We start from the raw sequence: 23,337 nt of genomic DNA, 5'->3' as shown, positions 1-23,337 counted from the left end.
GTCTCTCACAACGAACTACCTTAGCCTTATGGGCGCTACGATGTGGGCATGACTGAAACGAATCCCGCGATTGTTCGCCACACCATCTTCCAGAACTCACTGATGACCGCGCTTCTCGACGGCATCTACGAAGGCGAACTGACCATCGGAGACATCCTCGGCAAAGGGAACTTCGGCCTTGGCACCTTCGACGGGCTCGACGGAGAGATGATCATTCTCGACGGCGTCTGCTACCAGCTCACCAGCGACGGCAAAGCGCGCGTCGCCAGCCTTGACCAACGCACGCCGTTTACCGTCGTGACGAACTTTGTGCCGCGCATCCGCGTCGACGCGCCGAAAGGCATGCGCCGCGCGGAACTTGCCGAGTTCATCGACGCGCTCGAGCCGAGCCACAACTTCTTCTACGCCGTCAGAATCACCGGCACCTTCGACGAGGTGGTCACCCGCACCGTGACCAAGCAGGAGAAACCGTACCGCCCCATGACGGAGGCCATCGGCGATGACGCCGAGCACCACTTCACCGACGTACACGGCATCATCGGCGGCTTCCGCACGCCCGCCTATGCCAAAGGCATCGGGGTGCCCGGCTGCCACGTCCACTTCATTGACGACGCCCGCACAGCCGGCGGCCACGTGCTCGACTACACCATTAACGACGCCATCATCGAGCTGTGCCCCGCCACCGACATGGATCTGCACCTGCCGATCACGGCAGACTTCCAGGCAGGCAGTCTCAGCCCGAGCGACCTGGATAGCCAGCTGCACACAACGGAAATTAAGGAGTAGTTAGCGGCGGCGCAGGCTCTCGTCCAGCGCACGCTCCACCGCACGCGCCTTGCCTACCTGCGGGAAGAACACCGGCTGGTCGAACCCCCACAGGGCGATGGACAGCCCGCCGCGCTGGCGTCGAAAAGAATGAATCTGACGCAGCGGAATGGAATCGACCGCACCGCGCGCCGAGCGGGCGAGGATGCGGCGGTCGGTGAGCAGGAAACGCTGGCGGCGGTGGCGAACCACCGGCAACACGAAGCGCCACACCGACAGCAGCGCCCACACCGCAACCACGATGTTGTGCGCCTGGGGGTTCACAAACGGGGTGACGTCCATCCAGCCGATGGCAATCCAGGCGATCCCGGTGATCACGATGAGCTCGAGCAACGGGAAAATGAGGCTCGTTAACGGCGGGTTCGTGTCGGCGAGGACGGTCTCGCCCTCTGCCAGCTGAAACTTCACCCGCGACTGTTGCACGGCACAGATCCTACTGTTTCGGCCGGAGGTGGTGCACATCTCCGACGCTGTACGTCGTGCCGTCGATGATCACTTCGCCCTCGTCGTTGACGCCATCGACGGTGCCGACCACCTCGCCGTTGTGCAGCTCAATGCGCACGTGCTGCCCAATCGTGCTGCACACCTTGCGGTAGTCGGCGAGCAGCTGCGGGTCACGCTGTTGCCACTGCGCGAAACGCTCACCCATCGCGCACAGTACCTGCGTGGTGAAGTCCACGAAGTCGACGTCGATGCCCTCAAGGTTCAGCGCCGTTGCGGTGGGAATGGGCAACTGCTCACGCTCAAAGTTGAGGTTGATGCCGATGCCGACCACTACGCGCCCGTCCGCAAGCCCGGAGAGAATCCCCGCGAGCTTCTTCCCGCCGATCTGCACGTCGTTCGGCCACTTGAGCTGGGCCTGCGGCACGACGTCGGTCACCGCGACGCCCGGCGCGATCGACAGCAGCCCAAACGGTGGCGGGTTGTCGTCGATAGGCAGCACCATGCTCATCGCCAGCTGCGCACCCTTCGGGCTGACCCACTTGCGACCAAGCCTTCCGCGCGACGCCGTCTGCTCCCCCGCGATGAGCACGGTGCCGGGTTCGCCTTTGTTGAGGAGATCGTCGTTCGTCGACCCGGTGGTTTCCACCCAGCGCACCACCGGCCAATACTTTTCGACGCCCCGCTGGAGCCTGCTCAGTTCTTCAGCATTCATGTTGACCTAATCTAGCGCTACTGTTAGACACATGACGATTCAACGTTTCCTCCGCAAGGCCCTCATCCCGACGTTCGGGGTGGCCGGTATCCTGCACTTCATCAAACCAGAACCTTTCGACTCCATCGTTCCCGAGGCCCTCCCAGGTGAGGCCCGGACGTATACCTACACGTCCGGCGCCGCGGAGTTGGCAGCTGCTGTGCTGCTGGCCGCGCCCAAGCTTGGCCCGGCTTCGCACGCCGGGCATCAGAAACGTGCGCCGAAGCTGCGCAAACTCGGTGGTGGCTTCGCAGCAGCGCTCTTGCTGGCCGTGTGGCCTGCGAACTTCGAGATGGCCCGCCAGTGGCGCAACAAGCCGTGGCAAAAGCAGGTGATCAGCATCGGTCGACTTCCGCTGCAGCTGCCGCTGATCTCAGCTGCGTGGAGCATTTTCAAGGACCCGAGCATGCGCTAAGCGCGTTGCCCGTGCCGTGTTAGCGTCCTGGCACCTGAAACATAAGGGCCCCGCCGCGCGATTTATAATGTGGTTTTCTTTCCGTGCTAGTTAGACTGAGGCGATATGGGCGATAAATCTTCTTCCAAACCTGATATGTCGACGACTGCAGGCCGCATCCAAGATCTGCGCAACCGGCTCGATGAGGCCCAGGCGCCGCTTGGCCAGGACGCGATCGACGCGGTCCACGATGCGGGGGACCTGACCGCGCGTGAGCGCGTCGAGCGTTTGCTGGACGCGGGCTCCTTCGTGGAGGTCGACGCGCTGGCACGCCACCGCGTCGAGGCGTACAAGATGGACCGCACCAAGCCGTCGACGGATGGTGTCGTGGCCGGCTATGGCCTCATCGACGGCCGCCGCGTCTGCGTGTTCTCCCAGGATGCCACCATTTTCGACGGCGGTATCGGCGAGGTGTACGCCGAGAAGATCCTCAAAGTCTACGAGCTGGCCGCAAAGACTGGCGTGCCGGTGATCGGGTTCTACGACTCGCTCGGCCCGCGCTGGCAGGAGGGCGTCGTCACGGCGCATATGCAGGCGAAGATCCTGCGTGCCGCGACGCAGGCTTCTGGCCTGGTGCCGCAGATCGCCGTGGTTGCCGGTGAGGTGGCCACGTTTGCTGCCACCACCGTCCCACTGGCCGATATGCGCATCATGGTCGACGGCGCGAGCCTGCACCTAGCTGCGACCGATGTGGCTTCCAAGGTCGCTGGCAGCGAGGTGACCGCGGAGCAGCTTGGCGGCGCCGACGTCCACGCGGCCACCACCGGTGTGGCCAACATCCGCGTCAGCACCGATGAGCAGGCTGTCGACGAGGTACGCAAGCTCGTGAGCTACCTGCCGCTGAACAACCGCGCGGCTGCTCCCGTGGCTGACGTCGCAGAGGGCGCTGATGCCAGCGTGCTTGATTCCCTGGTTCCCGACGAGGACGCCCAGCCATACGACATCACCACCGTCATCGAGACGATCACCGACGGCGACTTCTACGAGCTCGGCGGCGCCCACGCCGGCAACGTCGTCACCGGGTTCGCGCACATTGACGGTCGGGCGCTCGGCATCGTTGCCACGCAGCCAAGTGTGCTCGCTGGCTGCCTGAGCGCCGACGCCGCCCGAAAGGCCGCGCGCTTCATCCGCACCTGCGACGCCTTTAACCTGCCACTGCTGCACATCGTGGACTGCCCAGGCTTCGTCCCGACTGTTGAGGAAGAACAGGCAGGCGCGCTGTCCGCGGCCTCCACCCTGGCGTACGCCTTCGCTGAGGCCCAGGTGGGCACCATGACTGTGATCACGCGCAAAGCACTCGGCACCGCCTACTCGGTGCTCGGCTCGAAGGGGCTGGGCGCTGACTTGGTCTTTGCGTGGCCGACCGCACAGATCGCGCTCGCTGACGCCCCGACGGCTGCTGAGGCTTTGGGCGTCGATACGCAGGCGTACGAGGAAGAAAACCTCAACCCCTACGTCGCTACCGAGCGCGGCCTTGTCGACGCCGTCATCGCACCTAGCGACACCCGCGCCCAGGTCGTGGAGGGCCTGCGCCTGCTGGAGCGCAAGGTTGTCTATCCGCCGCAGAAGAAGCACGGCAACCTGCCGCTGTAACCACGAAAGGAACGTATGTCTTCCCTCCCCTTCGACGTTGTGAAAGGCAACCCCTCCCCCGAGGAGGTCGAGGCGCTGCGCCTCGTGCTGGAGCAACTGCAGCAGCAGGCGCAGGCGGCGAAGCGCGGGCAGCGCAACCTGTGGGGCGTAGCGCCCTCGCCGGTGCATGCGCCGACGCTGTTTAACCCGCTCGCGTTCTCCCCTTCGACGTACTCCTAAGCCATGCGGATTGTTCTCGCCTCACAGTCGCCGTCGCGCCGAATGCTGCTCGAGCAGGGTGGCGTCGAGCCGGTGCTGCGGCCCGCCAACATCGACGAGGATGCGGTGATCGCCTCGCTTGTCGACGCCCCACCTGCCCACACCGTCGCTACCCTCGCCCGCGCTAAGGCTACAACCATCGCCGACGAGTTCCCGGGCGACGTCGTGGTCGGCTGCGATTCCATGCTGCTTCTGGATGGCCAGCTGTTGGGCAAGCCACACACCGTTGAGGCCACGATCGAGCGCTGGCGCGCGCAACGCGGCAAGACCGCAGAACTGCTCACCGGCCACGCTGTGACCTACAACGGCGAGTGGGTGACGGACACCGTGCGCACCACCATCCGCTTCGGCGAGGCGAGCGACGCCGACATCGTGGCCTATGCCAATTCCGGCCAGCCGCTGCAGTGCGCGGGCGCGTTCACGCTGGAGGCGCTCGGCTCCTGGTTTATTGACTCCATTGACGGCGACCCAACCAGCGTCATCGGCCTGTCCATGCCGCTGCTGCGGCGCTGCCTCTATCACTTCGGACTGGACGCGTCGGAGTTCTGGGTATCCTAGTCGGCATGAAGTTCAACGACATGCTTGCCCCCGACCCAATTCACCTCCCAGAAGACCCAGCAACCGGCTGCGACCTACTTGCCGACGCCACCGCCGTCGCACACCCCGATTCCCCCGCCGTGTGGGCTGCCCGCGCCGAGCGCGAGCTGGCGGACGGCGACACGATCGTCGCCTACGCGTACGCCCGCACCGGCTACCACCGCTCGCTCGACCGGCTGCGCGCCAACGGTTGGAAGGGCTGGGGCCCGGTTCCGGCCTCGCACGAGGCGAACGTGCCAGTGCTCAAGGCCATCGCGATGCTCGCCCTGACCTCCAAGGCGATCGGTGACGACGCCGAGTACGACCGCTGCCGCCAAATGCTCTCCGACGCCGACCCGGACAGCGTCGCTACGCTCCTCTAAACCCCGGTCGGTGCCATGGCGCCTATGGCTAAAAGCGACTAGGCGAACTTCGCCTCGACGCGCTTGATTGCCTCCTGCGCAACGAGCTCCTGGATGCCCATGTCGAGCTCGGAGGTAAAGCCAACGCAGGAGCAGTTGATCTCGCCGAGCACGTAGGTGTCCTCGCCGTTCTCGCCGTCGGCCAGCATGAAGTCCGCGGTCCAAACGAGCGGGATGTTGTCGCCGCCGAGGTTCTCGGCGATGACCGGGCGGGCCTCAGCGAACATGTCGATGAGCTCCTGCCATGCCTCTGGCTTGTCGTAGGTGTACGTTGCGCCGGAGAACAGGGTTGCGGAGAAGTTGTCGCCGCCCTCTGCGGGCTTCTTATGCACAACGAACACCGGGTGCGGTCCGACGAGCAGAATGCGGATCTCACCCTCGACGATGCGTGGCATGAAGCGCATGTCCACCAGCATGCCGTTGTCGCCAACGATGTACTGGTTGCAGAAGGTCATGAACTCGCCGAGCTCGCGCGTCTCGGTGTGGTTGTCGACGGCCTCGGTGCAGCGGATCTTGGTGTCCAGTGGCAGCGCGGTGCCCGGCTCGACGGAGGCCGCGAGGTCCTCGTCAGCGATGCGGACGCGCCAGATGCCCTCGCCGGTTGAGCCACGGTTCTGCTTCAGCACGCGCTCGCCGTAGGACAGGGACGTCGGGAAGGTCTCATGGAAGGTATCGACGTCGTAGTAGGCGGCGGTGTCGGACGGGACGAGGTCGGTGTCCTTCAGCTTCACCAGGGCGTCCTTCGCGCCGTAGGCCATCATCTCGCCCGGCGTGGACATGCCGACCAGGCCCGCAACCGAAAGGCTGGTGAGCAGGTCGAAGTAGCCCTTCTCACCGCCAGGGATGTTGCCTGGGTTTACGCGGGAAATGTAGCCGTCAAAGTTCTCGGAGACGTAGGTGTAGATCGCGTCTTTCCACTCGGGGCGGTAGAAGACAACTTCGGCGTGCCATCCCATAGCCTTGATCGCGTTGACGATCGGCATGGTGTCTTTCCGGTGTCCGTCGAAATACTTATCCGAGCCGCCCTCGACCTCGAATACGACGATAGCTTTATGCATGGGGCACCTTTCTAGTCATTGTCCCACCTTGTGGGTGGAAACGGGTGTCTGTATGTTCCAATTAGTAACTTTATTTGGCAGGATGAATTTTTCCGCACTCGCCTGGGAAAACGTGCCCAAGTTCACACCGCGTATAACCCCCGTGAATACACCCTGCGCACGCGAGTGACACCGCGCACACTGGACCCGTTTTTGCGGAATTTTGCGTCACCTATTTTCCTTGACATGTAGGGTGAGGGGCAGTAAGTAACTTCGCTCTGTGTTATTGGCCATTGCTATTGGAGGTTAACTCACCGTGGGCATCGAACTCGACGATCATTCGCAGTTTGCGAACTACGCACATCCGGAACGATTCGTGTCAGCCGCGTGGCTTTCTGCACGCTTGGGCATGCCGGGTCTGCGGGTGGTCGAAAGCGACGAGGACGCCTTCCTCTACGACATTGGGCACATCCCAGGCGCCGTCCGGATCGATTGGCACAACGACCTCAATGATCCTGTGCAGCGCGACTTTATCGACGGCGAGGCCTTCGCAGAACTCATGAGCGCGCGCGGCATCTCCCGCGACGATACCGTGGTGATCTACGGCGACCGCTCCAACTGGTGGGCCGCCTACACAGCGTGGGTCTTTGAGCTGTTCGGTCACCCGGATGTGCGCATCCTCGACGGCGGCCGCGACGCCTGGATGGGCGAAGAGCGCGATACCTCCTTCGCGGTGCCGGAGTATCCACGCACTGAGTACCCGGTAGTCGAGCGCCAGGACGCACCGCTTCGCACCTTCGCATCCGAGCTGCTGCAGGAAACACCCGCCCAGCTTATCGACGCCCGCTCGCCCGAGCATTACGCAGGAACAGAGGCGGCCGCACAGGATGGTGGCGTCGATACTCTGCGCCACGGGCACATCCCCGGCGCAGTGAACGTGCCGTGGGGCAACTCCGTGTTCCCGAACGCGCGCCTCAAGGGCAGGGATGACATTGCGCACGTCTATAAAGACTTCGACCCAGCTGCACCGACTGTGGTCTACTGCCAGCTCGGCGAAAGCGCGGCCCATACCTGGTTCGTGCTGAAGCACGTGCTCGGCTTCGAGCAGGTTTCCCTGTACGACGGCTCGTGGGCGGAGTGGGGAAACATGGTGCGTGTGCCAGTGGAGCGCGGCGAACGCTAAGCCAGAACAGGTTGGCGGCCAGTCGCACCGGACTTCTAAGCACATATCAGGCAGGTGGCGGTGGCGTAGTCGCCGTCGTGGCTGAGCGAGAGTGATACAACCGGTCACGTCAAGCTTTGCGAGGACAGGGCGGACCACTTCCCAGCCCATCCCGTTTGTGTTTGTGGGGCTCAAATTTGCGTTGGGCGACGGACCTTTGCGTATCAAAAGAGCCAGAAGTCGTCGCCATCGGTGTCGCTGCCATCGATGCGCTTGATGACGCTCCCTTCCTAGGAAATAATGAGAATGACCTCGTCGATTCATTAATCAAGCAAATAACCAGGAGTTGGGACTCCGAGAGCAGGTGACATAAATGGAAAAGCGCCGTACCCCTAATCAAGAGTTTTACGTCCCAAAGACCAACGTTCCTCCGAACGCGGGCCAGATCGCCGCGGCCAAGCTCATCATGAAGCGCCACCGCGAGGGCAAAGGCCGTGTGGAGATCACACCGAAGATCCGTTACCTCGCGAACTACGGAGACTAATTCTGAGTCTCTCCTGCTCTCCAACCCATTGCCAGGTTGGCTGCCAGGAATCACTTTCCCCGTGTCTGCACCCCGCGGCTACGCATAGGATCGCGGCGTTGAGTGCGCACACAAGCTCGGCGGTCACCGGCTGCCGGTCGTGTTTCGCACGCAGCGCAATTCGTGCAGCTTCCTGCAGGTCTTGGAGCAGCTGCAAGTCAGCCCGCGAGGCGATTCCGGCAGTGCTGCCATTTGCCAAGAACTCCTCAGTCGCAAGCCGTCTGGTACGGAGGTTGTCGAAAACCTTGCCCGCCGAATAGATCACTGAGGCAAAGTCGTCCATCCGTAGCATGCCTCGTAGTGTAACGCTGGGGTGCCACGTGGCGTCGGCAAGCAGGCACTTGGACGAGTGCCCTGTGTGTTCCGGCGCCAAGCACGAACCCCCTGGCACGCAGTAAGCGCTGGCTCGTCGACAAGCACAAACTGATAGTCTGTCGCCAAATGCTTTCCGACGCCGACCCAGGCAGCGTCGCCACACCCCTCTCATCTAACCCCAGGACGAAACCATGACACGCATGCTTTTCAACCGCGCATCAGTTGCCACTCTCGCGGTATTGGCACCACTGACCTTCACCGCGTGCAGCTCCGAAACAGACACACCACCCGTCATCACCATTACACAGACCACCGTGATGGAAGAGCCCTCCTCCTCAGACACCCCTGACACCGCCTCATCGCCTGCCAAGCAGCCAGCGCAGCAGAACAATGCGGATGCGTGTGTCCAGCTACCCAATGATCCACGCGAGGCATACCCCTCCAACTCGACGCCCGGGCGCATGCCCGCTGATGATGGCAGCGACTTCAACTACTGGATCGAGGACATCGACAATCGCTACGACCCGTGTCAGCGTCTGAGCTGGATCATCTTCCGCGGCTCACTCGGGGACAAGGACCGCCCAGCTGGCACCGGCGCCTCCATTACCGACGGAGTAGCGTTCTATGTCGACGGCAAACCAATCAAAGAGATGAAGGCTTTCGACCGAGTCGACAGCATCACCCCACTCGGGGACGACAGCGCAATCTTCGAATGGTCGGAGCGCGGCAGGTCTACAGCCGAAGGGCTCGTCAACCACTACTCTGCCGAGCTTCGCGCCACCGACGAGGGCATAGCAGCGGTCTCGGGGGACGTCGAAAAGTTCCACGACCGCTGGAGCTCCTCCATCAGCTACCTGCTAGGCACGTATGATTAAGCGCGCCCCCGCGACGCGTTTCATGCACTCCTCGCTATGAGAATCGCTGGGACCTACCGGCAAGTAGTAACATAGGGTGGCAAAATCCGATATATTTCGGCAAAGCTCAGACTCTTTGAGAAAGACGGGATTTTTTGTGCCTATTCACAATCAGCAAGTGACCAAGGTGTTGGTTGCAAACCGCGGCGAGATCGCGGTGCGCATCATTCGTGCTGCCCAGGATGAAGGCATCGCGTCCGTTGCGGTGTACGCGGACAGCGACGCGGCCGCACCATATGTTTCCCTTGCCGATGAAGCGTTCGCCCTCGGCGGGGAAACCGCCGCAGAGACCTATCTGGACATGGCGAAGCTGCTCAAAGTGGCGGCGGATTCGGGTGCGGACGCCGTTCACCCCGGCTACGGTTTCCTCGCCGAAAACGCTGAATTCGCACAGAAAGTTATCGACGCCGGTTTGACCTGGATCGGCCCCTCCCCCGAGGCTATCGCCACGCTGGGTGACAAGGTGGCGGCCCGTGCGATCGCCGAAGCTGTCGACGCCCCGATGGCCCCCGGCACGAAACATCCGGTCGCAGACGAACAGGAAGTCCTTGCGTTCGCAGATGAGCACGGCCTCCCGATCGCGATTAAGGCCGCCTACGGCGGCGGCGGACGCGGTATGAAGGTCGCGCATACGCGGGAAGAAATCCCGGAGCTGTTCGAGTCCGCGACCCGTGAGGCCGTTGCCGCTTTCGGCCGCGGCGAGTGCTTCGTGGAGCGCTACCTGGATAAGGCTCGCCACGTTGAGGCGCAGGTGCTCGCGGACCAGCACGGCAATGTCGTGGTCGTGGGTACCCGTGACTGCTCGCTGCAGCGCCGCTTCCAGAAGCTCATCGAGGAAGCCCCTGCACCGTTCCTCACCGATGAGCAGCGCGAGCGCATTGAGCGCTCCGCCGAGGCGATCTGTAAGGAAGCCGGCTACTCGGGCGCAGGCACCGTAGAGTACCTGGTTGGCGCTGACGGCCTGGTGTCTTTCTTGGAAGTCAACACGCGCCTCCAGGTAGAGCACCCGGTCACTGAGCTGACCACCGACCTGGACTTGGTACGCGAGCAGTTCCGTATCGCCCGCGGCGAGCAGCTCAGCATCACGGAGACCCCAACGCCGCGCGGGCACGCATTTGAGTTCCGCATCAACGGCGAGGACCCAACTATCAACTTCATGCCTTCTCCTGGCCCGATCAACGTCTACCGCGAGCCAGCCGGGCCCGGCGTGCGCGTGGACTCCGGCGTGCGCGAAGGTTCGGCGATTAACGGTCAGTTTGACTCGATGCTGGCCAAGCTGATCGTGTACGGCGCAACGCGCGAGGAAGCGCTGAATCGTGCCCGCCGCGCGCTTGCGGAATACGTCGTCGAGGGCATCCCGACCGTGATCCCCTTCCACCGCGCAATGGTCGAGCACGACGCCTTTATCGGCGACGGCACCTCGTTCGACGTCTACACTCGCTGGATCGAAGAGACCTGGGATGGCGAGATGCCAGCCGTCACCGCAGCTGATGGTGAAGGTGTGGAGGGCGAAGCAGGCGTCGATAAGCAGGTGTTTGCCGTGGAGGTTGACGGCCGCCGCATCGAGGTAGCCCTGCCTTCCGCACTCGTGCCCGGTGCGGGCCCTGCTCGCAAGCCGAAGAAGCGCCGCGCATCGGCCGCGAAGACCGCCGCATCCGGCGACGCCGTGACGGCGCCGATGCAGGGAACTTTAATCAAGGTCAACGTGGCAGAGGGCGACACCGTCGCTGAGGGCGACGTCCTCGTCGTGCTCGAGGCGATGAAGATGGAAAACCCGGTCAAGGCGCACAAGGATGGCGTCGTGACGGGCCTGGCCGCCGAGCAGGGCGCTCAAGCGGCCAAGGGCGCAACGCTCATGGAGTTGAAGTAGCCCATGGACTTTAGTTTCCGTCGGGCCACCGAGTCCGACCGCACGTACCTCGAGCGTATTTACTTCCTCGCCGAGGCGCACGGTGATGAATCGAGCGAACTGTTCAGTGACTACCCCACCTACGCCGCAGGCTACATCGGCGACTGGGATCCGGAGCGCGACGGCGGCGTCATCGTCTACGACGCCCTCGGCGTACCGGCCGGGGCGATCTGGCTGCGGTTCTGGGAGGATACCTCCGCCGTGGGGTGGGCAAACCTTGGGCCGGATATCCCCGAGTTCGCCATCGCGATTGAAGCCCGCGCGCAGGGCAAGGGCCTGTCACGCACGATGATTGAGCAGGCTTGCGAGCTCGCGCGCGACAAGGGTGCGCGACAGCTCGCTTTATCTGTCGACGCCGACAACCCCAAAGCCCGCCACGTCTATGAGAAATTCGGCTTCCGGGATGTTGCCGATGCCCCACACCCGGGCACCATGGTTATTGACCTCTAGCCGCTGCTATTGAGCGCCACGATTCGACGATAGAGACGATGTCGGGTGCCGCGGCGACGAGTACGCCCAACACGATTGCCAGCACGACTGGCAACACACCGCGCACTGCGGAGTCATCCTCGGAGGACAGCGAGTCCAGGCGCTTGCCCAACTGCGCCCCTGCCTTCGCGGCCGTTTCTACTGGGCGCTTGGCGGTGTGCACCACGGGGCCGTCGATATGGAACCAGCGCTTGAGCACCTCGATTTCGTCATCGCTGCCGTAGTCGCGGCCGTCTTCCGGGTGAACCGCGCGGGAAAGCCCGCGCACGCCCGACGATGAGGAGATGTTGCTCACGCCCGAGTACGGCCCGATCATTCCTTTGCCTTCGACCCACACGGGTGCACCGGAGTCGCCTGCCTGGCCATTTGGGAGCGTACTGAACACCGTGTTGCCGAGGCGCGCAGCGAACGAACCGCAGCGCTTCGCCTTCGTCACCCCGCCGTAGGTACACACGCGATCCTTCGAGGTCAGCGTCGTGCCTGGGGAAATAAGGGTGTCTCCGCTGAGCCAGTTCGGGCCGAGGGCCACGCCGTCGTCCCAGACCACCATGGCCCAGTCGTTCGCGGTGTAATCCTCCTCATCGCGGTACAACGGCGAGGGGATAAACGTTCCGGTGAGGCCTTCGGCCCCCTGGACGGTGACACGATCCCCGTTGCTGCCACAGTGGGCGCTGGTGTAGCTCACGCCCTGGTTTTTGTCATTCATCGCGACGGTGCATTTCACGTTGCTACCAACAACAATCAGACCCCCCTGCTGCACCACCGGCGCCGCGACCGCAGCCCCGTGTGAGATACCAAGGGCCAACGCCACAGTGACGGCCCCGATGCCGCGTGCAGTTCCTCCTCGCATAGGCCACAGGGTACCGCACGGCCCTGGCTGCGCCTATCCGTAGTAGTCGCGTTACAGTGGCACCATGACACAAAACAAGTCGTTTACTCTACGCCAAGCCACCGAATCAGACCGCATGTACCTGCAGCGCCTGAACTTTCTTGCGGACGTATTCGGCGATGAAACCGCGCCCGTCGGGCACGAGGAGCGCCTCGGGGTGACCGACTACGTGGACCACTGGGACCCGGAGCGCGACGGCGGCATTATCGCCTGCGATGAGTTCCGCACCCCCGCCGGTGGCGTGTGGCTGCGCTACTGGGATGACCCGGATGCAGGCCACGCAAACCTCGGCCCCGACGTGCCGGAGCTCGCCATCGCGGTGGAACGCCGCTTCGCAGGCCACCGGCTCGGCTCGAAACTGCTACGCGCAGTCATTGAGCTTGCAGCGCAACAAGGCGCGCCCCGCGTCGCTCTCTGGGTTGACCCAGACAACGAGCGTGCGCGCCACCGTTACGAGCAGTTCGGCTTCACCACGGTTGCCGACGATGCCAATGTCATGGTGTTTGACTGCAACGTCGGCTAACTGCGGCGAGAAACCCTTTAGGAGATCACGACGACCAGGTCGCCGCCCTCCACCTTGGTTGCCTGCGTGAAGGCGACTCGCTCGATGGTGCCGTCCTTCGTCGCCGAGATCGCGGCCTCCATCTTCATCGCTTCGATAGAAGCAACCTGGTCGCCGGCCTTGACTTCGTCGCCAGGCTTGACGGTCACGTTCACCACACCAGCGAACGGTGCCGCAACGTGGCCTTCCTGCGACGGATCAGCCTTCTCCACCTCGGCGACTGTGGACTCGGCGTTCTCGTCCCTGACCTGCATCGGACGGATCTGGCCGTTGACCGTCAGGATGACCTGGCGCATGCCCTTCTCATCGGGCTCGCCCACGGCGTCAAGGTTGACCACGAGCGGCGGCAGGTGATCCTCGAGCTCGCCGTACCAGATCATCGTCTCCTCACCCTCAACAAGGCCGTAGAAGAAGGTGCGGTCCGACAGGTGGTCCGTGATGCCGTAGGTGCGGCGGTGTTCCAGGAACTCCTTGTACTGCTTCGGGAACAGCAGCTGGTCCAGCGCAGCACGGCGCGTCACGTGGTCCTCGGAATCAAGGTCACCAGCGAGCTCTTCCGGCACGTCCACCGTGTGGTCGACTTCCTGGCGGTCCTCGAGCGCCTTGTCGCGCAGCAGCGGCCAGCCACCCGGAGGCGTACCCAGTTCACCCTGCAGGAAGCCGATGACGGACTCAGGGATGTCGTACTTGCGCGGGTTCTCCGCGAAGTCCTTCGGGTCCACGCCCGCACCCACCAGGTGCAGCGCAAGGTCACCCACAACCTTCGACGACGGCGTGACCTTCGTCGGGCGGCCGAGGATCTCGTTCACCGCGGCATAGTAGTCCTCGATGAGCTCGAAGCGGTTGCCCAGGCCCAGCGCCTTCGCCTGCGTACGCAGGTTGGAAAGCTGACCGCCCGGGATTTCGTGCTTGTACACACGACCGGTCGGGCCAGGAATACCAGATTCAAACGGAGCGTAAACCTGGCGCACGGCCTCCCAGTACGGCTCGAGGTCGCTGACAGCCTGCAGGTCAATGCCGGTGTCACGCTCGGTGTTCGCGAAGGCAGCAACGAGTGCGGACAGCGACGGCTGCGAGGTGGTACCCGCCAGCGGTGCCGACGCCACATCCACAATGTCCGCGCCAGCATTTGCGGCCGCCAGGTAGGTCGCTAGCTGGCCGCCAGCCGTGTCGTGAGTGTGCACGTGAACAGGCAGGTCGAAGCGCTCGCGCAGCGCCTTGACCAGTTTCGCGGCAGCGCCCGGACGCATCAGGCCGGCCATATCCTTGATCGCCAGGACGTGCGCGCCGGCGTCGACAATCTCTTCGGCCAGACGCAGGTAGTAGTCCAGCGTGTAGATGTCCTCGGCGGGGTCGAGCAGGTTGCCCGAGTACGCCATCGCAACCTCGGCGACGGTGGTGTTGGTCTCCAGAACAGCCTCGATAGCGGGGCGCATCTGGGAAACGTCGTTGAGGGCGTCGAAGATGCGGAAGATATCAATGCCTGACGACGCCGCCTCGTTCACGAACGCCTTCGTCACCGAATCCGGGTATGGGGTGTAGCCCACGGTGTTGCGGCCGCGCAGCAGCATCTGGATATTCACGTTCGGGATGGCTTCACGCAGGGCGTCGAGACGCATCCACGGAGACTCGTGCAGGAAGCGCATGCCCACGTCGTAGGTGGCGCCGCCCCACGCCTCTACAGAGGCGAGCTGTGGCGTCATGTGGCCGACGTGCTTCGCCGCAGCGACCAGCGTGTTCGTACGGATGCGGGTTGCCAGCAGCGACTGGTGCGCATCGCGGAACGTCGTCTCGGTCACCCCGAGAGCCGTCTGGTTGCGGATCTTTTCCGCCCACTTCGTCGGGCCGAGCTCCAGCAGGTCGTCGCGGGAGCCACGTGGCAGGTCGCCGTAATCGAACTCCGGCAGTTTCTTCGAAGGACGAATCGAGGTCGGGCGTGGGCCGTTTGGCTTATTGACGGTCACGTTCGCCAGGTAGTCGAGGATCTTGCCGGCATCGTCAGCCGCGGCAGGAGCCTCAAGCAAGAACGGGTGATCGTTGATAAAGCCGGTGTTGATGCGCTTGAAGCGGAAGTCCTCGTCGGACAGCAGCGCGCGCAGGAAGCCAATATTGGTGGAGACACCGGTGACGGTGAACTCGTTAAGCGCGCGCAGTGCGCGGTCGACGGCAACCTGGAAGTTACGGCCACGGCACGTCATCTTCACAAGCAGGGAGTCGAAGTTCGGGGTGATCTCGGTACCGACGTTTGCGGAGCCGTCGAGACGCACACCCGCGCCACCCGGGGAGCTGTAGCCGGTGATCACGCCGGAGTCCGGACGGAACCCGTTGTTCGGGTCCTCCGTGGTGATGCGGCACTGCAGCGCCGCACCGTTCATCTCGATGAGGTCCTGGGTCAGGTGCACGTCCTCGAGCTTCGCGCCCGCAGCGATGTACATCTGGTTCTTCACGATGTCCACGCCGGTGATTTCCTCGGTGACGGTATGCTCCACCTGGACACGCGGGTTCATCTCAATGAAGACGTGGTTGCCCTGCTCGTCAACGAGGAACTCGACGGTACCGGCGCCCTCGTAGTTGATCTCCTTACAGAAGTTCACCGCGTCCTGGCAGATGCGTTCACGCTGTTCCTGCGTGATGTGCTGTGCCGGAGCGATCTCGACGACCTTCTGGTGACGGCGCTGCAGCGAGCAGTCGCGCTCAAACAGGTGCACCACGTTGCCGTAGGAGTCCGCCATGATCTGCACCTCAATGTGCTGCGGGCGGATGACCGCGCGCTCGAGGTACACGTGGCCGTCGCCAAACGCTGCCTCCGCCTCGCGGGATGCCTCTGCTGCGAGGCGCTCGACATCTTCGATCTTCTCGATGAAGCGCATACCGCGCCCACCACCACCGGCGACTGCCTTGACGAAGACCGGGAAGGTGAATTCCTTCGCAATCTCGGCAAGCTCCGCCGGGTCAGTTGACGGCTCGGAGTCCTTCAACGTCGGCAGCCCGGCGCGCTCAGCAGCGTGCACAGCGGCCGCCTTGTCACCAGTCAGCTCAAGCGCCTCTGGGCTTGGGCCGATGAACTTAATGCCGTTGTCGCGGCAAGCGCGCGCAAGGTCTGCGCGCTCCGAGAGGAACCCATAGCCCGGGTAAATTGCATCGGCGCCGGTCTCTTTCGCCGCACGGATAATTTCGTCGATGTCCAGGTACGCCTTGACTGGCTGGCCCTCAACACCAATTCGTACGGCTTCGTCGGCGAACGGTCGGTGGTAGGACTTTCGGTCCTCGCGCGGGTACACCGCGACAGTTTTTGCGCCAGTCTCAAATGCTGCGCGGAAGGCACGAACCGCGATTTCGCCACGGTTTGCTACCAAGATCTTTTTGAATGCCGGGAGGTCATTCAGGGGGAGCTGCTCCATCGATGCAATCCTTCCATACTGTGACATACGTGACAGTTTGAATGTTATTTGGTTGGCCTGACAATCCTAACGCAGGTTGGCGCCACACCACGGGAAAATGCACAATTGCATCTGTTCCCATAGCGATTACCCCCCAAGTTGGGGTCAGCGGTCAACGCCTCTCATATAAAAACAAACAAAACGGATGGTCCGCCCCAAAGGCAGACCACCCGTCGTTCTGGCTTACTGCGGCTGGTAGGTGCCGTCCAGGTGACGCTCCTCCGGGCCGTTGTACGCGGACAGTGGGCGGATCAGCGAGTTGTTCTCGTACTGCTCAATGATGTGCGCGGTCCAGCCGGTGATGCGGCTCATCACGAACAGCGGCGTGAAGAACTCGATGTCAAAGCCCAGGATGTAGTAGGACGGGCCGGACGGGAAGTCCAGGTTCGGGCGGATGTTGATGGACGTGTTCTCGTACATCGTCTTCGCCATGATGTCGTAGATTTCCACCCACTTCTCGGCGCCCTGGTCCTTGTGCTCCGCGGCGAGCTTCTTGAACGCGGCTTCCATGGTCGGCACGCGCGAGTCGCCCTTCTTGTACACGCGGTGGCCGAAGCCCATGACGAGCTCCTTGTTCTTCAGCTTGTTCAGGCACCACTGCTCCGCGTTGGCTGGGTCGTCGATTTCCTTCATGTGGTGCATGACGAACTCGTTCGCGCCACCGTGCAGCGGGCCCTTCAGTGCGCCGATCGCCGCGGTGATCGCAGACCAGGCGTCGGACTGCGTCGAGGTCACCGTGCGGGCGGTGAAGGTGGACGCGTTGAAGGAGTGCTCCGCGTAGAGAATCATGGTCTTCTCGAATGCCTCGATATCCGACGGGATGGTTGCCGGGGACCCTTCTTCGTCGCCGAAGACCATCCAGAGGAAGTTCTCCGAGAAGCCCTTGTCCTTGCTCGGGGCGATGTAGCCCTTGCCCTGGCGGCGGCGAATGTCGGTGGCCACGATGGTCGGCAGCTTCGCCAGCAGCTCGGTACCGATCTTGCGGATGTGGTCAGCATCCGGGGTGAACTTGTACTCGTCGCGGGTGCCCAGGAAGGACACTGCGGTGCGCAGCACGTCCATCGGGTGGCAGTCCTTCGGCAGGTAGTTAATGACCTGGATGAGCTCCTCATCGATGTCGCGGTTGTTCATGCAGCCGAGACGGAACTCTTCCGCGCCCGACTTGTCAGGCAGCTCGCCGTGCCAAAGCAGGTACGCAACCTCTTCGAAGGTGCAGTGCTCTGCCAGCTCGTGGACCGGGTAACCGTAGTACAGCAGGGAGTTCGTCTCAGGGTTGACCTTGGAGATTGCGGTGTAGTCCGCAACGACGCCAGCGAGGCCCTTCTTGATTTCTTGAGTGGTCATGGGATGAAGTCCTTTCAGGATAGGGATTGGGTTAGGGATGCGGGATAGGGATTACTCGAATGTGGACGAGTAGGTGTCCTTGGAATATGTGAAGACGGACTGGTCGAACTGGTTGAAGTCTTCGTACTTGACCAGCTCGTATAGGCGGGACCTGTGCTGCATGCGGTCCAACCACGGCTCCTGCGTGCCGGTTTCCGCGATATCGCGGAGCATGGCCTCGGTCTGCCCCATCGCGAGGCGGAACGTGGTCACCGGCCAGATCACCGCGTTGTATCCAAGGTCCTGCAAGGTTCCGGCGGAGAGCAGCTTGGTCTTACCGAACTCCGTCATGTTCGCCAGCAGCGGGATATCGACGGCCTTGCGGAAGGTCTCGAAGTCCTTCTCGGTATAGAGCGCCTCCGTAAAGATAAGGTCCGCGCCGGCATCTGCGTAAGCCTTGGCACGCTCGATTGCGGAGTCGATGCCTTCGATGCCAGCCGCATCGGTACGCGCGCAGATGACGAATGCATCGTCGTGGCGCTCCTTTACTGCGGCGCTGATGCGTCGCACCATCAGGTCACGCGGCACTACTTCCTTGCCGTCGAGGTGCCCGCAGCGCTTCGGGTTCACCTGGTCCTCCAGGTGCAGCGAGGCAAGCCCCGCGGCCTCGAACTCAGCCACGGTGCGTGCTGCGGACATCGGTTCGCCGAAGCCGGTGTCGGCGTCGATAAGCACTGGAAGGTTCGTAGCGCGGGCGATGTGCCCGCCGCGCTGCGCGACCTCCGTCAGTGTGGTCAGACCGATATCCGGCAGGCCTAAGTCGTTGGCGAGTACCGCGCCGGAGACGTAGACACCTTCGAAGCCACCGATGTCCTCGATGAGCCGAGCCGTCAGCGGATTGAACGCGCCGGGCAGTTTTGTAATTTCGGCGGACTCGAGTGAGGCCCGCAGCGCCAGTCGGCGCTCATTTGGCGTTGTATCAGGAACAAACATCTTAGAAAATCCCTCCTGGGATCTGAGGAGCATTGGCTTGCGAGTCCGTGTTCACCCTGATGTTGAGCTTGCTCAAGTCGGTGAGCTGCTCGAGTTTCTGCACGTCCGCAAGGAAACGGTCCTGCTCTTCCTTATCGACGATCCCCTCCGCCAGCGTGCGGAACTTCTGGATGTACTGCTCACGGGCAAACGGGCGCGCCCCCAATGGGTGAGCGTCCGCCACGGCCATCTCATCCTCGATGACGGTGCCGTCATTGAAGGTGATGACGGCCTTTGCGCCGAACGCCTTCTCGGCCGGGTCCTGCGAGTGGTAGCGACGCGTCCACTCCGGGTCCTCCACCGTGGAGATCTTGTGCCACAGCGTGATCGTCTCAGGGCGGTTCGCACGCTCAGGAGCGTAGGAATCGACGTGGTGCCACGTGCCGTCCTCGAGCGCTACGGCGAAGATGTACATGATCGAGTGGTCGAGGGTCTCGCGGGACGCCTTCGGATCCATCTTCTGCGGGTCGTTCGCGCCGGTGCCGATGACGTAGTGCGTGTGGTGCGAGGTGTGCAGCACGATCGACTCAATATCGGCGGTGGACTTACCGGCATCCGCGATGGTCTGCTTCATGCGACGCGCCAGGTCGATTGGGGCCTGCGACTGGTACTCAGCCGAATGCTCCTTGGTGTAGGTATCCAGGATTGCGCGCTTTGCCTCACCGTCTGCAGGCAGTGGCACCACGTAGGTGCGTTCTGGGGAGTGCAGCATCCAGGCGATGAAGCCGTCCTCGCCCTCCCAAATCGGAGCGGGTGCGCCCTCGCCGCGCATCGCGCGGTCGACGGCCTCGATGCCCATCTTGCCAGCGAATGCCGGGGCGGACGCCTTCCAAGAAGAGATGAGGCCCTTGCGGGACTGGCGCGTCGCCGTCGTGGTGTGCAGCGCCTGGCCAACTGCCTGGTAGATGGTGTCAATGTCCAGGTTCAGCATGGTGCCCAGACCCGCCGCAACAGATGGACCGAGGTGCGCCACGTGGTCAATCTTCCACTCGTGCAGGCAAATACCCTTGACCAGGTTGACCTGGATCTCGTAGCCGGTCGCGATACCACGGATCAGCGCCTTACCGTCGAGGCCCTTGTGCTGTGCTACTGCGAGGATCGGCGGAATGTTGTCACCCGGGTGGGAGTACTCCGCCGCGAGGAAGGTGTCGTGGAAATCCAGCTCGCGGACCGCGGTACCGTTGGCGAATGCGGCCCACTCTGCGGAGTAGGAGCCGTCGACACCAAAGATCTGCGCACCGCCTTCGGAAACTGGATGTGCCTCTGCCATCACGCGAGCGGTCGCGACTGGGCGGCGACCGTAGGAAGCGACGGCGACCGACGCATTGTCGATAATGCGGTTGATGATCATCTCAGTCGTATCAGCTGGAACCTCTACCGGGTCTGCTGCAACCTTGGCGATCTTGTATGCGAGGTGCTCTTCAATCGGGAAATCTTCTGCCGAACGGTGCGTGCGCACGTTGTGTTCGATCATCTTGGCTCCTTCGTCTTCGTTGTAGTTCCGCTACCGCGAAACCTCGTTGATGTTGCAGCTCATACTAGGGAGCTAAATGTGATGCGGGCCATGATTTTCGCATGTAAACTTCTGCGTACAAATTCTGCTACTTGTGCAAATTCTGTTAACTACGCAGTACACGCACACAAAATGGAAGAAAGGTACGATGGCAAAGCTGTACGCGGGGGCAAAGATACAGACGCTCCGCCGTGAACTCGAACTCACACAAGGCGAAATGGCCCGCCGCATCGACATCTCAACGAGCTACCTCAACCAGCTCGAAAACGACCAGCGTCCACTCACCGTCAGCGTGCTCCTCCAACTCACCCACGCGTTTCAGCTCTCCACCACGTTCTTCTCCCCCGATGAAGACCAACGCGTGGTCAACGAGCTTTCCGAGCTACTCCCCGACGTCCCGCAGCCGAAACTGCACGAGTTCGCACAGCGCTTCCCCGACATCGCCAACTCCTTACGGGCGCTGACTTCACCCGAGACCACCGACTCCGAACACCCCCACGCACTCGTGCGTGAATTCTTCCAGAACCACAAGAACTACTTCCACGAGCTCGACGTTGCTGCCGAACAGCTCGCAGCGCACGCCGCGAACCGGCAACTGCGACTGGCACGCCTCGCGGCAACCTTCGACAGGGAATACGGCATCCAAGTGCGCTTCAACCAATACGCCCACGGCCCCCGCTCGACCCTGCAGCACAACCAGCGCGAGATCCGCCTACGCACCGGACTCACCGAGTCCCAGCAGTGCTTTGAACTCGCCTACCACTACGGCCGCACCGCCTTCGCGGAGCTCATCGACGAGTACGTCCGCGACACTTTCGACGAATCGACACAGCCCGAGCCCGTCCAGCTCGCGCGCCACGGGCTGGCGCAGTACTTCGCCGCCGCTGTCACCATGCCCTACGCCGAGCTCCTCCAAGCTGCCGAAGAAACCCGCTACGACATCGATGTCATCTCCGCGCGCTTCGGCACTGGTTTCGAGTCAACCTGCCAGCGCCTCGCGACGTTGCAGCGCCCCGGCGCAGAGGCGATTCCGTTCGTCTTCGTGCGCACCGACCGGGCAGGCAACATTTCGAAGCGGCAGTCATCGACAGCCTTCCACTTCTCGCGCCACGGTGGGGGCTGCCCGTTGTGGGTCGTGCACCGCGCGTTTGAAACTTCGAATAGAGTGACGCGTCAGGTCGCCGTCATGCCGGACGGCCGGACCTACCTATGGATTGCGCGGATGGTGCAGGGCCCCGTCGTGGGGTTCGATTCCCCGCGGCGGGAACACGCTGTGGTGCTGGGCTGCGATATCGCGTTCGCCCAGCGCATGATTTACGCCGACGGGCTGAACATCTCCCCCGAATCGGCAACAAAAATCGGCCCCGGCTGCGCTACCTGCCCACGAACATCCTGTCCGCAGCGAGCGTTTCCGGGGCCGCCTAGTTCTAGCCCGAGCGCTAGTCCAGATCAGACTTAGCAATCAGCCTGCGTGCCGCCTCCGTAATCGAACCGGACAGGGACGGGTACACCGCCATCGAGTTCGCCAGCTGGCGCACAGTCAGGTCGTTGGCCACCGCGATGGTCAGCGACAGAATCAGCTCGGAGGCAGTCGGTGCGACGATCACGCCGCCGAGTACCTGGCCGGAGCCCTTGCGGGCGAAGATCTTCACAAAACCGTGCTGGAGGGAACGCATCTTTGCGCGAGGGTTCGTCGCCAAGTCTAGCTTGTAGATGTCCGCGTCAACCTCGCCGTCGGTGATCTGCTGCTGCGTCACACCGACCGCGGCGATCTCCGGGCGGGTAAAGACCGCGTTGCCCACCGTCTTCAGGCGCACCGGTGACACGCCCTCGCCCAGCGCGTGGTCGACCGCAATGCGGCCCTGCTGCGCCGCGACGGATGCCAGCGGCATCAGGTCGCTGCAGTCACCCGCAGCGTAAATACCTGCAACGTTGGTACGCGACACACGGTCAACAATGATGTGGCCCGACGGGGCGACTTCCACACCGGCCGCCTCCAGGTTGAGGTCCGCCGTGTTCGGAATCGAACCAATGGACATCATCACGTGCGAACCGGCGATCTCGCGCCCGTCCGTCGTGCGCACAACCACGCCGTCGCCGGTGTTCGTCACCGACTCCACGCGAGCGTGCTTCTCCAAGTGGACGCCACGGCCCGCGAGCACCTCCTCGAGCACGTCAGCGGCATCGGCGTCATCGTGCGGCAGGATGCGGTCACGCGAAGCAACCATGGTCACCTCGACGCCCAACTCAGCGAACGCAGAAACAAACTCAGCACCGGTCACACCGGAACCGACCACGATCAGGTGCGTCGGCATCTCCTGCAGGCTGTACATCTGACGCCAGTTCAGGATGCGCTCGCCGTCCGGCTCAGCGCCCGGCAGCACGCGCGGGTTCGCGCCGGTGCACACCAGCACCATGTCGCAATCAATAATCTCGGTGTCTTTGCCCTCGCAGTGCACCTCCACGCGGTGCGTAGTATGACCGTGCTGTTGGTCCGTAAAACGAGCACGCCCCTGGATAAGGCGCACGCCACGCTGCTCCAACTGCTTAGCGATGTCACTGGACTGCTTATCAGCCAGCGCGATCACGCGCGCGTTCAGGGCGGTCAGCGAAAGCTGGGCTTCCCCAAGCCCGTGGTTGAGCCCCATGTCGTCTGCACGGCGAAGGTCCGTCTTAATGTTGGCGCCGGCGATAAAGCTCTTCGAAGGAACAACGTCCTTGCGGATAGCGGAGCCGCCCAAACCATTGTCTTCCACAATGGTGATATCGGCCCCGTACTTTGATGCAACCAGCGCAGCCTCGTAACCAGCTGGCCCTCCGCCAATGATGACGATCTTCTTCGACAC

At 62.9% G+C, this 23,337-nt stretch carries 22 protein-coding genes; 13 read left to right on the top strand and 9 right to left on the bottom strand.

The window, feature by feature from the left end; translation table 11 throughout:
• Positions 1-48 precede the first annotated feature (48 nt).
• A complete protein-coding gene (budA, locus tag KBX14_RS04540) occupies positions 49-786 on the top strand; it encodes an acetolactate decarboxylase (protein ID WP_070477688.1) in 738 nt (245 codons plus the stop codon).
• Here the strand turns inward: budA and KBX14_RS04535 are convergent, their stop codons facing one another.
• Together KBX14_RS04535 and KBX14_RS04530 are read right to left on the bottom strand one after the other, a co-directional pair.
• Positions 787-1,248, bottom strand: a complete 462-nt coding sequence (locus KBX14_RS04535; protein ID WP_246814899.1) for a hypothetical protein — start codon at positions 1,246-1,248, stop codon at positions 787-789.
• 10 nt (positions 1,249-1,258) lie between these two features.
• The gene (locus tag KBX14_RS04530; protein ID WP_070477685.1) at positions 1,259-1,981 is read right to left on the bottom strand and encodes a biotin--[acetyl-CoA-carboxylase] ligase; all 723 of its coding nucleotides are present in this window, start codon (positions 1,979-1,981) and stop codon (positions 1,259-1,261) included.
• A 31-nt stretch (positions 1,982-2,012) separates the two neighbouring features.
• Here KBX14_RS04530 and KBX14_RS04525 point away from each other — a divergent pair, with 31 nt between their 5' ends.
• The 5 genes from KBX14_RS04525 to KBX14_RS04505 all read left to right on the top strand — a co-directional run bounded on the left by KBX14_RS04525 (position 2,013) and on the right by KBX14_RS04505 (position 5,284).
• The gene (locus KBX14_RS04525; protein WP_070477684.1) at positions 2,013-2,435 is read left to right on the top strand and encodes a hypothetical protein; all 423 of its coding nucleotides are present in this window, start codon (positions 2,013-2,015) and stop codon (positions 2,433-2,435) included.
• Between the two features lie 105 nt (positions 2,436-2,540).
• Positions 2,541-4,067, top strand: coding sequence for an acyl-CoA carboxylase subunit beta (locus KBX14_RS04520; RefSeq protein WP_256041923.1), 1,527 nt, complete (start codon positions 2,541-2,543; stop codon positions 4,065-4,067).
• A gap of 15 nt (positions 4,068-4,082) precedes the next feature.
• Positions 4,083-4,286 (top strand): acyl-CoA carboxylase subunit epsilon, encoded by a 204-nt coding sequence (locus KBX14_RS04515; protein WP_070362979.1) that lies wholly within the window; start codon positions 4,083-4,085, stop codon positions 4,284-4,286.
• A 3-nt stretch (positions 4,287-4,289) separates the two neighbouring features.
• Positions 4,290-4,883, top strand: a complete 594-nt coding sequence (locus KBX14_RS04510; RefSeq protein ID WP_070477680.1) for a nucleoside triphosphate pyrophosphatase — start codon at positions 4,290-4,292, stop codon at positions 4,881-4,883.
• A gap of 5 nt (positions 4,884-4,888) precedes the next feature.
• Positions 4,889-5,284, top strand: coding sequence for a DUF3151 domain-containing protein (locus KBX14_RS04505; RefSeq protein WP_070477678.1), 396 nt, complete (start codon positions 4,889-4,891; stop codon positions 5,282-5,284).
• Between the two features lie 38 nt (positions 5,285-5,322).
• Here KBX14_RS04505 and KBX14_RS04500 read toward each other — a convergent pair whose 3' ends face one another.
• The gene (locus KBX14_RS04500; RefSeq protein WP_256041922.1) at positions 5,323-6,381 is read right to left on the bottom strand and encodes a Cj0069 family protein; all 1,059 of its coding nucleotides are present in this window, start codon (positions 6,379-6,381) and stop codon (positions 5,323-5,325) included.
• 295 nt (positions 6,382-6,676) lie between these two features.
• On the opposite strand from KBX14_RS04500, the gene KBX14_RS04495 reads away from it, so the two are divergent.
• The 5 genes from KBX14_RS04495 to KBX14_RS04475 all read left to right on the top strand — a co-directional run bounded on the left by KBX14_RS04495 (position 6,677) and on the right by KBX14_RS04475 (position 11,693).
• Complete coding sequence (locus KBX14_RS04495; protein ID WP_252930939.1) at positions 6,677-7,543, top strand: sulfurtransferase; 867 nt, start codon at positions 6,677-6,679, stop codon at positions 7,541-7,543.
• Between the two features lie 352 nt (positions 7,544-7,895).
• Entirely contained in the window at positions 7,896-8,066 is a 171-nt protein-coding gene (locus KBX14_RS04490) for a hypothetical protein (protein ID WP_168156198.1), read from the top strand.
• A gap of 545 nt (positions 8,067-8,611) precedes the next feature.
• Positions 8,612-9,295, top strand: coding sequence for a hypothetical protein (locus KBX14_RS04485; RefSeq protein ID WP_256041921.1), 684 nt, complete (start codon positions 8,612-8,614; stop codon positions 9,293-9,295).
• A 136-nt stretch (positions 9,296-9,431) separates the two neighbouring features.
• Entirely contained in the window at positions 9,432-11,204 is a 1,773-nt protein-coding gene (locus KBX14_RS04480; protein ID WP_070975884.1) for a biotin carboxylase N-terminal domain-containing protein, read from the top strand.
• Between the two features lie 3 nt (positions 11,205-11,207).
• Positions 11,208-11,693, top strand: coding sequence for a GNAT family N-acetyltransferase (locus tag KBX14_RS04475; RefSeq protein ID WP_070975883.1), 486 nt, complete (start codon positions 11,208-11,210; stop codon positions 11,691-11,693).
• Here KBX14_RS04475 and KBX14_RS04470 read toward each other — a convergent pair.
• Positions 11,680-12,582 carry a S1 family peptidase gene (locus tag KBX14_RS04470; RefSeq protein ID WP_256006204.1) on the bottom strand — a complete coding sequence of 301 codons (903 nt, stop codon included), beginning with the start codon at positions 12,580-12,582 and terminating at the stop codon, positions 11,680-11,682. The two genes, KBX14_RS04475 and KBX14_RS04470, sit on opposite strands and share 14 nt — an antisense overlap.
• Before the next feature lie 64 nt (positions 12,583-12,646).
• Here KBX14_RS04470 and KBX14_RS04465 point away from each other — a divergent pair, with 64 nt between their 5' ends.
• On the top strand, positions 12,647-13,144 hold the full coding sequence (locus tag KBX14_RS04465; RefSeq protein WP_070975880.1) for a GNAT family N-acetyltransferase: 498 nt from the start codon (positions 12,647-12,649) through the stop codon (positions 13,142-13,144).
• Between the two features lie 17 nt (positions 13,145-13,161).
• On the opposite strand, the gene KBX14_RS04460 is transcribed toward KBX14_RS04465, so the two are convergent.
• The 4 genes from KBX14_RS04460 to prpD form a co-directional block, all read right to left on the bottom strand.
• Positions 13,162-16,611, bottom strand: coding sequence for a pyruvate carboxylase (locus KBX14_RS04460; RefSeq protein ID WP_240492740.1), 3,450 nt, complete (start codon positions 16,609-16,611; stop codon positions 13,162-13,164).
• Between the two features lie 195 nt (positions 16,612-16,806).
• Positions 16,807-17,967, bottom strand: a complete 1,161-nt coding sequence (locus KBX14_RS04455) for a bifunctional 2-methylcitrate synthase/citrate synthase (RefSeq protein WP_070362990.1) — start codon at positions 17,965-17,967, stop codon at positions 16,807-16,809.
• Between the two features lie 51 nt (positions 17,968-18,018).
• Complete coding sequence (gene prpB, locus KBX14_RS04450) at positions 18,019-18,939, bottom strand: methylisocitrate lyase (protein WP_070975875.1); 921 nt, start codon at positions 18,937-18,939, stop codon at positions 18,019-18,021.
• 1 nt (position 18,940) lies between these two features.
• Complete coding sequence (prpD, locus tag KBX14_RS04445) at positions 18,941-20,452, bottom strand: 2-methylcitrate dehydratase PrpD (RefSeq protein ID WP_256041920.1); 1,512 nt, start codon at positions 20,450-20,452, stop codon at positions 18,941-18,943.
• Between the two features lie 187 nt (positions 20,453-20,639).
• Here prpD and KBX14_RS04440 point away from each other — a divergent pair, with 187 nt between their 5' ends.
• Complete coding sequence (locus KBX14_RS04440; RefSeq protein ID WP_256041919.1) at positions 20,640-21,950, top strand: short-chain fatty acyl-CoA regulator family protein; 1,311 nt, start codon at positions 20,640-20,642, stop codon at positions 21,948-21,950.
• Here the strand turns inward: KBX14_RS04440 and KBX14_RS04435 are convergent.
• The gene (locus KBX14_RS04435) at positions 21,931-23,337 is read right to left on the bottom strand and encodes an NAD(P)H-quinone dehydrogenase (protein WP_070477660.1); all 1,407 of its coding nucleotides are present in this window, start codon (positions 23,335-23,337) and stop codon (positions 21,931-21,933) included. The two genes, KBX14_RS04440 and KBX14_RS04435, sit on opposite strands and share 20 nt — an antisense overlap.

It is taken from the genome of Corynebacterium sp. CCUG 61414 (genome assembly GCF_024453945.1).
Lineage (GTDB): Bacteria > Actinomycetota > Actinomycetes > Mycobacteriales > Mycobacteriaceae > Corynebacterium > Corynebacterium pseudogenitalium.
The sequence above is the reverse complement of the archived record's forward strand: the minus strand, read 5'-3'. Positions and strand labels throughout refer to the sequence as shown.